An 11,514-nucleotide genomic window follows, 5' to 3' on the forward strand; every position below is an offset into this window, starting at 1 on the left:
GATCACGGTGTGCGGTGTCGCGCAGGAGGCTGCCCACCGTGCCGGTGACCGGGTGGCTGAGGCCAGCGCGTGGACCAGTCTCGGCATCGCCCTGCGGGAAACGGGCCGGTCGGAGGAGGCTATCGTCGCCCATACTCGCGCCCGCGACCTGTTCCAGGCGGCCGGGGACCGTCATCGCGAGGCCATGGCGTGGAACAACCTAGGCTTCGCTTTGGGGGAGGCGGGCCGGGTGAGGGAGGCGGTCGACGCCCATACTCGCGCTCGGACCCTGTACCAGGCTGTCGGGGATCGCCACGGCGAGGCCAGGGCGTTGGGCAACCTCGGTCTCGTGCTGGGGGAAGGCCGGGCAGAGGAGGCGATCGGTATGCACACCCAGGCCCGCGACCTGTTCCAGGCCGTTGGGGATCGCCACGGCGAGGCCATGGCGTGGGGCAACCTCGGCACCGCCCTGCGGGAAACGGACCGGGTGGAGGAAGCAGTTGAGGCGTACGCGAAGGCGCTGAAAGGCTACCGGGAGTTCGAGGACTGGTACCGGGCAGGCGGAACCCTCTACAACCTGGCCATCGCCCACCTGCACGCCGCCCGCCCAGCCGAGGCCCGCATCTGCTACCTCCAGTCCGCCGACGCCTACAGCCGCGCCAACGCACCCACCGAAGCAGCCAAAGCCCGCACCTGGGCCGAACAGATCACCCCTTAACAGCCCCACCCAAAGCGAACCCCCCACCCAACCGCCGCGCCACCAGCACATACAACAAAATCACCGGCGTCGAATAAACAACCGAGAACGCGGCCAACTGCCCATACGCCACCATCCCCCGATTCCCGAAGAACTCATTGATGCTCACGCTCGCCGGCATCTGGTCCGGGGTGAGCAGCAGCATGAACGGGACGAAGAAGTTCCCCCACATCATCACGAACGAGAAGACGGTCACCACCGCGACGCCCGGTCCCATCAGCGGAAGGACGATCCGCACGAGGGACTGGAACGACGACGCGCCGTCCGTCCACGCCGCCTCCTCCAGTTCCTTCGGTACGCCGTCCATGAAGTTCTTCATCAGCCAGATGGCGAACGGGAGTTGAGACGCGGCGAAGAAGAAGATCGTGCCCTGCATCGTGTCGATGAGGTTCACCTGCACGAACAACGCGTACACCGGCACCATGATCGCGGTGATCGGAAGGCTCGTTGCGAAGAGAATCGTCAGTAGGAACGGGCGATTGAGCCGCGACCGGAAGCGGGACAGCGGGTACGCCGCCAGTGCCGAGCACACCACCGTCAGCAGTGTTCCGAAGCCGCACAGGATCAGGCTGTTGAGGAGGGGGGTGAAGGTGATGTCCGAGTTCAGGATCGCGTGGAAGTTGTCCAGGGTGAGGCCGTCGGGGGCCTTCACCTTCAGGTCCGCGTGAGGGTCTAGGGACGACAGGATCACCCAGAGCAGGGGGAGCGCGAACGTTGCCGCGACCACCAGCAGGCCCGCGTCCGCCGCCAGGCGTCTGCTTCTGCGGCGGGAGGAGAGGGTGAGTGCCATGGGTCAGACCTCCGTTCGCAGCAGGCGCATGTAGATCACCGAGAAGAGCGAGCCGACCAGGAGCAGGAGGAGCGCTACCGCCGTGGCGTAGCCGATCATGCTGTTCTGGAAGGCCTGTTCGTACATGTAGAGGGGGAGGGTCTGGCTCTTGTTTCCCGGGCCGCCTCTCGTCATCACCCAGATCAGACCGAAGACGGAGAGGGTCTGGAGGGTGTTGAGCATGAGGTTCGTGCCGATCGAGCGGCGGATCATCGGCAGCGTGATGTGCCACATGCGGCGCCAGCCGCCCGCGCCGTCGACCTCCGCCGCCTCCGTGATCTCCTTGGGGATTTCGTTGAGGGCGGCTGAGTAGACCAGCATCGAGAACGCTGTTCCGCGCCAGACGTTCGCGAAGGACACCGCCAGGATCGGGAGCGTGAACAGCCAGTTCTCGGACGGGAGATGGAGCCAGTCCAGGATGGCGTTCAGGGTGCCTTCGCGGCGGAAGAAGGCGTAGAGGAGGAAGCCGGCCACGACCTCCGGGAGGACCCAGGCCGTGATCACGATCGCGCCGGTGAGCGTGCGGATCGGTTTTGACGCGCGCTGCATGAGGGTCGCGAGCGCCAGGCCCAGGGTGTTCTGGCCGATCAGGGACGACAACACCGTGAACACCAGCGTCAGCCATACCGCGTTGAGGAATTCCGAGTCCTTGAAGGCCGTACGGAAATTCGCGAAGCCCACGAAGGACGAGTGGGCCTGGCCGGTGAGTTGGAGGTCGGTGAAGGCGATGTAGGCGCAGTAGCCGATCGGGACGGCCAGGAAGAGGAGCAGGAGGGTCAGGGCGGGGGAGAGGGGGAGGAGTTGGGTGAGGACGCGGCGGAGGGTGCGGTGGTCGTTGCGGGGGGTTGGCGGCTGGTACGCGGACTGCCGGGGGCGCGGTGCGGACTTCGTCGCGTCCGGGCCCGCCGCTTGCCGGGGTGCGGTGGTCACTTCTGGGTGACCTGGTTGTCCGTGGCCGACTTGAGTTCGTCGTCGTACGAACTCGCCGCCTTGTCAACGGACATGTCGCCCGTTGTCACGCCCTCCATCGCCTCCTGGATCGCGGTGGAGACCTTCGGGTACGCCGGGTAGGCGGGGCGGTAGTGCGTGCTCGCGACGAGGTCCGTGAAGAACTTGATGCCGGGCTGGGCGGTCGCGTACGCGGGGTCGGCGGCGACGTCCTTCCGCACGGAGATACCAGAGTTGGCGATGTACCACTTCTCCGCGTTCGCCTTCGTCTGCATCGTCTTGATGAAGTCGAAGGCGAGGTCCGGGTTGCCGGCCTTGGAGGGGATCGCCCAGGTCCAGCCGCCGGACATGCTCACCTTGCCGGGGGCCTGGCCGTTCTGCGTGGGCATGTAGGCGAGGCCCAACTCCTGTGACCACTGCGGCCATTCGTGACCGCTGCCCTTCAACCACGCCTGCGGCAGCCAGGATCCGTCGAGGGCGATGCCGAGTTTGCCCTTGGGGAGCATGTCACCGAACACGTAGGTCTGGATGTTGGGGTCGAGGGCGTCCGACACATCCGGGCCGAGCTTCTCCTTGTAGACCGTGTGCACGAAGGAGAGGGCGTCCTTGAAGCCTTGGCTGCCCGCGATCCACTTCTTCGACGACTTGTCGTAAAGGGGGTCTGTCGTCCCGTCGTTGGTGCCGTAGAGCAGCATCTCGAAGCCCTGCATGGTGGCGGCTTCGCCGGCCGGTTTGCCGGTGTAGACGTTGAGGGGGGTGACGTTCGGGACCTTCTGCTTGATCGTGCGGGCCGCGGCGAGGACGTCGTCCCACGTCTTCGGCTGCCAATTCGTGGGCAGGCCCGCCTTCTTGAAGATTCCCTTGTCGAACCACAGGCCGCGGGTGTCGGTCCCGTCCGGGACGCCGTACGTCTTCCCGTCCTCGGCCTTCGCGGCCGACTTCGCCGTGTCGACGAACTGGTTCCAGTCCGGCCACTTGGAGAGGTACGAGTCGAGGGGCTTGAGGTAGCCGGACGTGATGTCGCTGTTGATGAGGAACGTGTCCTCGTAGACCAGGTCCGGGGCCGTCTTCGGGGAGCGGAGCATCTGCTGGAGCTTGGTGTAGTACTCCGAGTCCGGGGCCTTGATCGGGACGAGCTCGACCTTCTTGCCGGGGTACTGCTTCTCGAACTGCTTCTTCATGTCGGCGAGATAGGTGTCCATCACCTTGATGGAGTTGTCCGTCGACTGTTTGAAGGAGATCTTGACGGTGTCCGGGCTGCTGCCGGAACCGCTGCCGCAGGCGGTGAGGGTGGTTGCGGCGAGGGCGAGAGTAACTAGAGGTGTGAGTAGGGCAGTTCGGTGGGGGCGGACGGCGGTGGGGCGCACGGGCACGACCTCCTACGGGCTCACTACGTTGTGGCCTGGGCGGATGGCTGCCCGGTGAAGGTAAGTGGAGTGGTCTAGTCAGGTCAATGCGTCTGCGCGGGATTGGGCGTAGGCGGCATCGGCGGGGGCGTTGGCTCGGGTGTAGGCGGCGGCGGACTGGAGGTAGTGGGCGCGGGCCTCGGTGGGGCGGGCGGCGTGCTGGTGGGCGAGAGCCAGGTTGTAGAGGGTGCGGCCCGTCTCGTACCAGTCGTCGAAGTCTCGGAAGCCCTCCAGGGCCTTCTCATACGCCTCAACCTCCTCCTCCAGCCGAGCCGCCTTCTGCAGGGTGGCGCCGAGGTTGTTCCACGCCCTGGCCTCGCCGTGGCGGTCCCCGACGGCCTTGTACAGGTCGAGGGCGCGGGTGTGGGCGTCGATCGCCTCCTCCACCCGGCCTGCCTGACGCAGGGCGAGGCCGAGGTTGTTCCACGCGATGGCCTCGCGGGGGCGGTCCCCGGCGGCCTTGTACAGGTCGAGGGCGCGGGTGTGGGCGTCGATCGCCTCCTCCACCCGGTCCGCCTCCCGCAGAGGCAGGCCGAGGTTGTTCCACGCGATGGCCTCGCGGAGGCGATCTCCGACGGTCTGGAAGAGGTCGCGGGCCCGGATGTGGGCGACGATGGCCTCTTCCGCCTGGCCCGTCTCCCGAAGGGCGGCGCCGAGACTGTTCCACGCGATGGCCTCCTCCATCCGGTTACCGGCGCGGTGGGCAGCTTCCCGCGCGACACCGCACACCGTGATCCAGTCGTCGAAAGAGCGCCGCCAGTACAGATACTCCCCCAGGCACTGCGACAGCCGCACCGCCGTGTCCGCGTACCGCTCCTCCCGCGCCCACTGCACCGCCGCCACCAAACCCGCCCGCTCGGAGTCCAGCCACGCCAACGCCCCCGCCCGATCCACAAACCGCTCCGACACCGACTTCCCTGGCGGCCACCGCAACCAGCCATCCGCCGCCCGCGCCCACCGGTGGTAGAACGCCAGCACCCGCTCCCGCGCCGCCTCTCCCTCCTCCCACAACTCCGCGTCTCCCTTGACCACACCCACCCCGAACACCCGCACCAAGTCATGCAACCGCCACCGCACGTCCGCCCCTCCCGGAACAGGCGTAACAAGGTGGGCTGCCGCGAGCTCTTCGAGCAGGGCGAACGTCTGGTCGACGCCGAGGTCCGCCAGTGCGGCGGCCGTTTCGCTGCCGACTTCGGCCGCCGGAGCCAGGGCGAGCAGACGCAGCAACCTGGCCTGCGCAGACGGCAGTTGCCGGTACGCCGCTTCGAAAAGCGGGCGGAGTCCGAGAGCCGCCGTCCGATCCTCGGCACCCCGCAACTCGTCCACAAGGGATGCGACGGAGCGGTGGCGGCGCCTGCGCAGCATCCCTGCGGTCATCTTCAGCGCGAGCGGGTGGTGGCCGCAGAGTGTGGCGAGTTCCGACACAGGCTCCGGTTCGCGCGTTGCCCGATCATCGCTGCGATCGCTGAGCCGCAAGGATCTATTGATGAGGTCGGTGGCACCCTCCGTGTTGAGGACATCGAGGTCGATCAGCTGAGCTTCCAGGTCGGTGAGCCGGTCCCGGGAGGTGACCAGCACCCGGTGATGATCCGTCCCCGGCACAAGCGGCATCACCTGCCCTGCATCCGACGCGTTGTCGAGAACCAACAACATCGACCGCCGCTCCTCCGCCAACAGCCGCCGATACAACCCGTACTGCCCTGTCACCGTCTGCGGAAGATCCGCCCCCCGAACCCCCATCCCATCCAACAGCGCAACCACCGCCTGATCCGCCGTGACCGGATCCTCGTCGTACCCCCGAAAGTCGACGAACAACGTCCCGCCCGGAAACCACCCGTCCCGCACCGCCCGATGCGCGGCACACAATGCCAACGACGTCTTCCCGATCCCGCCCAACCCCGACACCGCGCAGATCACCACCGGCAGATCGGACTCCGTGGCCGGGTCGAGTACCGGAAACAGGCGTGCCAAGTCCTCGTCGCGCCCGGTGAACCCTGCCGGCACCGCAGGCAACGCGGCCGTAGCCACCGGCACCGGCCCGTGAACGGACCCGCGCCCCGCCCCGCTACTACCGCTCCCGGTCCACCCGCTTGGCAACGAACGGCCCGTTGAAGGTGCTCCCCCGAAAGTCGAGGTGATCCCCTCCGTACGTCGCCGCCCGATGGGGCCCCTCCTCGGAGTCCTCGGCATCCCCGTCGGACCCCGATCCGGACCGCTCCGACCGCCCCCGGAATGGCATCAACTCCCGCAGTACCGCAACGGCCGCCGCAGCCGCGTTCTCCGCGGCCCGAGGCTGCCAACCTTCCTCGTCCTTGCGGGACTTGGCCGCGTTCGCACGGTCGCTGATGCCCCGGATGACCAGCGCGTCCCCGCCTGCCAGTTCCACCGCTTGGACCACACCCGCCCCCTCCATCTCGATGGCGGCGGCGTCGTTGTACTGGGTCCTGAGGTGTTGCATCAGCGCGGACCTGGCCGAGGCGAGCACCACGTCGCCTGTCGCGATCGGCTTGAAGTGCACGTGCCGGTCGCGGCGCAGGGCGTGGCGCGCGGCCTGTTCGAGGTGATGGGAGGCGTGCCAGGCCTCCGGGCGGACGAGGAAGCCCTTGGGAGTCTCCTTGCCGCCGTGGATGCCGTACACCTTCGTCGCGATCACGACATCACCGACCGGGATGTCCTGCTTGAGGCTCCCGGCCACTCCGACGAAGATGACCGCCTGCGGCTTGAGCCAGGTGATGACCCGTTCGGTGAGCGCGGCGGCCGTGCGGGCTCCCTCACCCATCTCCACCAGGGCGACATCCCAGGGGGTGCCGGGCAGCCGGGCCACCTCGGCTCGTGTGCCCTGTTCGTGCACGCGCTTGTGTACTTCGTCGTCGAGATGGCCGAGCACGGCCTCGTACTCAAGGGACAATGCGGTCAGTACCACCACGGTGGGATTTGTCTCCGGCACCCTCATAAAGTACTGCCAAGGTGCCTGCACAGTGGGCGTGTTGGCACCAGAGCGAGGGGGAGCAGCGTGTCCGAGGGAGACGTCACCGTGGCCCAACTGCTCCTCGCCGAGTACCAGACCGTCAAGGACGAGCAGAAGACCCGCATCGGTTTCCGCGACAACCTCCTCTACGTCACCCTCACCATCGTCGCCGCTGTCATCGCCGCCGCGGCCCAGGCCAAGCAGTCCGAGATGCTGCTCGCGCTGCCCCCGGTGTGTGTCGTGCTCGGCTGGACCTACCTCGTGAACGACGAGAAGATCTCCGCGATCGGGACGTACGTACGGGACGAGCTGGGGCCGCGGCTCGCCGAACTCGCCCAAGCCGAGGCGGTGTTCGCGTGGGAGGCCGCCCACCGTTCCGACACCCGTCGGCGCTCCCGCAAGGTCATCCAGTCGTCCGTCGACCTGCTGGCGTTCTGTGTCGTCCCGCTCGCCGGGCTCATCGTCTACTGGGCCGCAGGCCAGACGACACCCGGCCTGCTCGCCCTGTCCGTCGCCGAGGCGCTCATCGTCGTCGGCCTCGGCCACCAGGTCCTCAGCTACGCACGACCGTCCAACTCGCCCCGCCCGCCTACCCCTTGACCCACCGATACTGCAACTCGGGCCGCCCCACAGTCCCGTACTGCGGACTCCGTGCCGCCCTCCCCGCCTCCACCAGATGCTCCAAATACCGCCGAGCCGTGATCCGGGAAATCCCCACCGCCTCAGCCACCCCCGCGGCCGTAAGCCCTTCCCCGCAGTCCCGCAGAGTGACCGTCACCTTCTCCAGCGTCGGCGCACTCAGGCCCTTCGGCAGTGCCGCAGGCGAAGGCGCCCGCAGGGCAGCCAGCGCCCGGTCGACCTCGTCCTGGCCGCTCGCCTCGCCCGCCGCCGCGTGGAACTCGGCGTACCGCACCAGCCGGTCCCGCAGGGTGGCGAAGGTGAACGGCTTCAGGACGTACTGGACGACACCCAGTGACACCCCCTCCCGCACCACCGCCAGATCCCGCGCCGACGTCACCGCGATCACGTCCGCGTGGTAGCCGGCGGCCCGCAGCGAGCGCGCCAGTTGCAGGCCGTGCGCATCCGGCAGATGCAGATCCAGCAACAACAGATCCACCTGCGTACGCTCCAGCGCCCGCCTCGCCTCCGCCCCCGTGTGCGCCTTGCCCACCGCCACGAACCCCGGCACCCGGCCCACGTACATGACGTGCGCGTCGGCGGCGACGGGATCGTCCTCCACGATCAGCACGCGGATCGGCTCGGCCGTAGTCATGAGCCCTCACCTCTGGAACCAGCGCCCGGAGACGACGACGCCCCGACAGCACCCTCACCGCTACCCGTCTCCGTCCCCCACAACGGCAACCGCACCTCGAACACCGCCCCGCCTCCCTCCGCCTCAGCCACTGTCAACGTCCCCTCATGCCGGTTCACCGCCTGCCGTACCAACGCCAGCCCCAGCCCCCGGCCGCCCGGTCCCGCCGGCTTCGTCGAGAAGCCGCGCTGGAAGACCGCCTCCGCGTGCGCCGGGTCCACCCCCGTCCCCGTGTCCGCCACCCGCAGCACCAGCGCGGAGCCGGAGCTGGAACCCGTAGCGTCCGGCTCCGCCTCCGTCCGCGCTGTCACCGTGACCCGTGCCCGCAGGCTCCCCTGCGCCGCGTCCACCGCGTTGTCGATCAGGTTCCCGAGGATCGTCACCAAGTCCCGCGCGGACAAGGAGTCCGGCAGCAGACCGTCGTCCAATCCACTGTCCTCGGACACCACCAACTCGACGCCCCGCTCGTTCGATTGGGCCGTCTTGCCCAGCAACAGGGCAGCCAGCACAGGCTCGTTGACCGCCGAGACGACCTGGTCGGTCAGGGTCTGGGCCAGCTCCAGTTCCGCCGTCGCGAAGTCCACCGCCTCCTCCGCCCGGCCGAGTTCGATCAACGACACCACCGTGTGCAGGCGGTTCGCCGCCTCGTGCGCCTGTGAGCGGAGCGCCTGCGTGAAGCCGCGCTCCGAGTCCAACTCGCCCATCAGGGACTGGAGTTCGGTGACGTCTCGCAACGTCACCACCGTTCCTCGGCGTTCGCCGCCCGACACCGGGGACGTGTTCACGACCAGCACTCGTGACGCCGTCAGGTGTACCTCGTCCACCCGTTCCTCCGACGACAGCAGTGCCCCCGTCAGTGGTGCGGGCAGGCCCAGGTCCGCGACCGAGCGGCCGACCACGTCACCCGTCACTCCCAGCAGCTCGCGTCCGCCGTCGTTCATGAGCGCCACCCGGTACTGCCCGTCGAGCATCAGCAGCCCTTCCCGTACCGCGTGCAGCGCGGCCTGGTGGTAGTCGTGCATATGGCTCAGCTCGGTCGCGTTCATGTTGTGGGTGTGGCGGCGGAGGCGGGCGTTGATGACGTACGTCCCTACGGCACCCAGTGCCAGGGCGCCGGCCGCGACGCCGATCAGGGCCGTCACCTGGTCCTGCACCCGCTGGGTGATCGCCTCGACCCGGATGCCGGCGCTGACCAGGCCGATGATCCGGGTGTGACCGGTGTTGTAGATCGGGGTGACCGCGCGGACGGACGCGCCGAGTGTGCCGGTGTAGGTCTCGGTGAAGGAGTCGCCCTTGAGGGCGGGCCCGATGTGGCCGAGGAACTTCTTGCCGATCTGGTTCTTGTCCGGGTGGGTCCAGCGGATGCCCTGCGGGTTCATGATCGTGACGAAGTCGACCTGGGTGTCCCGCTGTACGCGCAGGGAGTACGTCTCGAGGTGCGCGGTGGGGTCGGACGTACCGATCGCCGCGACCACCGACGGCGAGTCCGCGACCGAGCGGGCCACGGCCGTGGCCTGGCGGCCGGCCGCGTCCTCGGCCTGGCTGCGGTCGCTGACGTAGGTGAACAGCGCGTACCCGGCGACGACGACCGCTATCAGCACCGCCTGCATGCCGAAGAGCTGACCGGCGAGGCTGCGGGGGCGGGGGATGTGCGGGAAGCGCATGTCGTCAGTGTGCCTCTCCGAAATGGCGCGAACTAAATGAACGTAAGGGTGACCGCCCTCACAAGCCAGGAGATAGTCACCGCAACCCCCTGGGAGCCCCCATCTCCCGGATCTTCCCGGATGTGAGCCGCACAACGGGATTCCGCCGGTCGTGAGCCGCACGCCGGATGATGCCGACGACGTCGTCAAGGAGGGCAGCCGTGGCCAGCACCGCTCCCGCACCTGCCGCACCCCCCGCGAAGCGGGACCGTACCCACTACCTCTACATCGCGGTGATCGTCGCGGTCGCCCTCGGCATCGCCGTCGGGTTCATCGCGCCCGACTTCGCCAAGGAACTGAAGCCGATCGGTACCGGCTTCGTCTCGCTGATCAAGATGATGATCTCGCCGATCATCTTCTGCACGATCGTGCTCGGCGTCGGCTCCGTACGGAAGGCCGCGCAGGTCGGCAAGGTCGGCGGGCTCGCGCTCGGCTACTTCATCGCGATGTCGTTCGTGGCGCTGGCCATCGGCCTGGTCGTCGGCAACATCATCCACCCGGGCAGCGGCATGCACCTGACCGAGGCCGTCAAGGGCGTCGGACACACGCAGGCCCAGGCCGCCGCCGAGGGCCCGGTCGACTTCCTGCTCGGGATCATCCCGACCACCTTCGTGTCGGCGTTCACCGAGGGCCAGGTTCTCCAGACGCTGCTGATCGCGCTCCTCGCGGGCTTCGCGCTGCAGGCCATGGGCCGGACCGGTGAGCCGGTGCTGCGCGGGGTCGAGTACATCCAGAAGCTGGTCTTCCGCATCCTCGGCATGATCATGTGGGCCGCGCCCGTCGGCGCCTTCGGCGCGATGGCCGCCGTCATCGGCGAGACCGGCATGGACGCCCTCAAGGCGCTCGGCACGATCATGCTCGGCTTCTACGTCACCTGCTTCCTGTTCATCGTGATCGTGCTCGGCACGCTGACCAAGCTGGTCGCCAAGGTCAACCTCTTCCAGCTGCTGAAGTACCTCGGCCGCGAGTTCCTGCTGATCGTCTCCACCTCCTCGTCCGAGTCCGCGCTGCCGCGGCTCATCGCGAAGATGGAGCACCTCGGTGTCAGCCGCCCGGTCGTCGGCATCACCGTGCCGACCGGCTACTCCTTCAACCTCGACGGCACGATGATCTACCTGACCATGGCCTCGCTGTTCATCGCCGACGCCATGGACCAGCCGATGAGCATCGGCCAGCAGATCGGGCTGCTGCTCTTCATGATGGTCGCTTCGAAGGGTGCGGCAGGGGTTTCCGGCTCCGGTATCGCCGTGCTCGCCAGCGGTCTGCAGTCGCACAAGCCGGCCCTGGTCGACGGTGTCGGCCTGATCATCGGCATCGACCGCTTCATGAGCGAGGCCCGCGCGGTCACCAACTTCGCCGGCAACGCCGTCGCCACGCTGCTCATCGGCACCTGGACCGGCGAGGTCGACAAGGAGCGGGTGGACCGCGTCCTCGCGGGTGAACTGCCCTTCGACGAGAAGACGTTGCTCGACGAGGACAGCGACGAGCACCTCGACGGTGTGCCCGAGCAGGGCGGCGAGAAGGAACTCGCCAAGGCCTGATCCGCCCCCCGAGCGGGGCGCCCGGACCCACCTGAACAAGGTCCGGACGCCCCACGGACTCCGGGTGGCTG

Annotated in this window: 10 protein-coding genes; 3 read left to right on the forward strand and 7 right to left on the reverse strand. The window is 68.2% G+C overall.

All coding sequences use genetic code 11. The features are described 5' to 3' along the window. On the forward strand, positions 1 to 697 hold a 697-nt coding region (locus JHN45_RS35140), incomplete at its 5' end, for a tetratricopeptide repeat protein (RefSeq protein WP_201053253.1). Here JHN45_RS35140 and JHN45_RS35145 read toward each other — a convergent pair. The 5 genes from JHN45_RS35145 to JHN45_RS35165 form a co-directional block, all read right to left on the reverse strand. After that, a complete protein-coding gene (locus JHN45_RS35145) occupies positions 687 to 1,526 on the reverse strand; it encodes a carbohydrate ABC transporter permease (RefSeq protein ID WP_201053255.1) in 840 nt (279 codons plus the stop codon). The genes JHN45_RS35140 and JHN45_RS35145 overlap by 11 nt on opposite strands. Before the next feature lie 3 nt (positions 1,527 to 1,529). Continuing rightward, positions 1,530 to 2,495: a carbohydrate ABC transporter permease gene (locus JHN45_RS35150; protein ID WP_201053257.1), complete on the reverse strand. Its 966-nt coding sequence runs from the start codon at positions 2,493 to 2,495 to the stop codon at positions 1,530 to 1,532. Beyond that, a complete protein-coding gene (locus JHN45_RS35155) occupies positions 2,492 to 3,886 on the reverse strand; it encodes an extracellular solute-binding protein (protein WP_374195658.1) in 1,395 nt (464 codons plus the stop codon). Before JHN45_RS35155 ends, JHN45_RS35150 begins: the two co-directional genes overlap by 4 nt. A 72-nt stretch (positions 3,887 to 3,958) precedes the next feature. Continuing rightward, positions 3,959 to 5,947 carry a tetratricopeptide repeat protein gene (locus JHN45_RS35160; protein WP_201053264.1) on the reverse strand — a complete coding sequence of 663 codons (1,989 nt, stop codon included), beginning with the start codon at positions 5,945 to 5,947 and terminating at the stop codon, positions 3,959 to 3,961. A gap of 40 nt (positions 5,948 to 5,987) precedes the next feature. Beyond that, a complete protein-coding gene (locus tag JHN45_RS35165) occupies positions 5,988 to 6,872 on the reverse strand; it encodes a 5'-methylthioadenosine/S-adenosylhomocysteine nucleosidase (RefSeq protein ID WP_201053271.1) in 885 nt (294 codons plus the stop codon). Between the two features lie 60 nt (positions 6,873 to 6,932). Between JHN45_RS35165 and JHN45_RS35170 the strand changes: the two genes are divergently transcribed. Further along, positions 6,933 to 7,487, forward strand: coding sequence for a hypothetical protein (locus tag JHN45_RS35170; protein WP_201053273.1), 555 nt, complete (start codon positions 6,933 to 6,935; stop codon positions 7,485 to 7,487). Here the strand turns inward: JHN45_RS35170 and JHN45_RS35175 are convergent. Together JHN45_RS35175 and JHN45_RS35180 are read right to left on the reverse strand one after the other, a co-directional pair. After that, on the reverse strand, positions 7,477 to 8,160 hold the full coding sequence (locus tag JHN45_RS35175; protein ID WP_201053280.1) for a response regulator: 684 nt from the start codon (positions 8,158 to 8,160) through the stop codon (positions 7,477 to 7,479). The genes JHN45_RS35170 and JHN45_RS35175 overlap by 11 nt on opposite strands. Beyond that, entirely contained in the window at positions 8,157 to 9,863 is a 1,707-nt protein-coding gene (locus tag JHN45_RS35180; RefSeq protein ID WP_201053282.1) for a sensor histidine kinase, read from the reverse strand. Before JHN45_RS35180 ends, JHN45_RS35175 begins: the two co-directional genes overlap by 4 nt. Positions 9,864 to 10,030: 167 nt before the next feature. Between JHN45_RS35180 and JHN45_RS35185 the strand changes: the two genes are divergently transcribed. Then, a complete protein-coding gene (locus JHN45_RS35185) occupies positions 10,031 to 11,443 on the forward strand; it encodes a cation:dicarboxylate symporter family transporter (protein WP_236584451.1) in 1,413 nt (470 codons plus the stop codon). Positions 11,444 to 11,514 lie beyond the last annotated feature (71 nt).

Source organism: Streptomyces sp. MBT53 (assembly GCF_016654115.1).
Lineage (GTDB): Bacteria > Actinomycetota > Actinomycetes > Streptomycetales > Streptomycetaceae > Streptomyces.

What these genes read in the sequence shown, in the direction of transcription:
- JHN45_RS35145 (WP_201053255.1), bottom strand. Translation starts at nt 1,526, where the DNA reads ATGGCACTCACCCTCTCCTCCCGCCGCAGAAGCAGACGCCTGGCGGCG.
- JHN45_RS35165 (WP_201053271.1), bottom strand. Translation starts at nt 6,872, where the DNA reads ATGAGGGTGCCGGAGACAAATCCCACCGTGGTGGTACTGACCGCATTG.
- JHN45_RS35175 (WP_201053280.1), bottom strand. Translation starts at nt 8,160, where the DNA reads ATGACTACGGCCGAGCCGATCCGCGTGCTGATCGTGGAGGACGATCCC.
- JHN45_RS35180 (WP_201053282.1), bottom strand. Translation starts at nt 9,863, where the DNA reads ATGCGCTTCCCGCACATCCCCCGCCCCCGCAGCCTCGCCGGTCAGCTC.
- JHN45_RS35185 (WP_236584451.1), top strand. Translation starts at nt 10,031, where the DNA reads ATGATGCCGACGACGTCGTCAAGGAGGGCAGCCGTGGCCAGCACCGCT.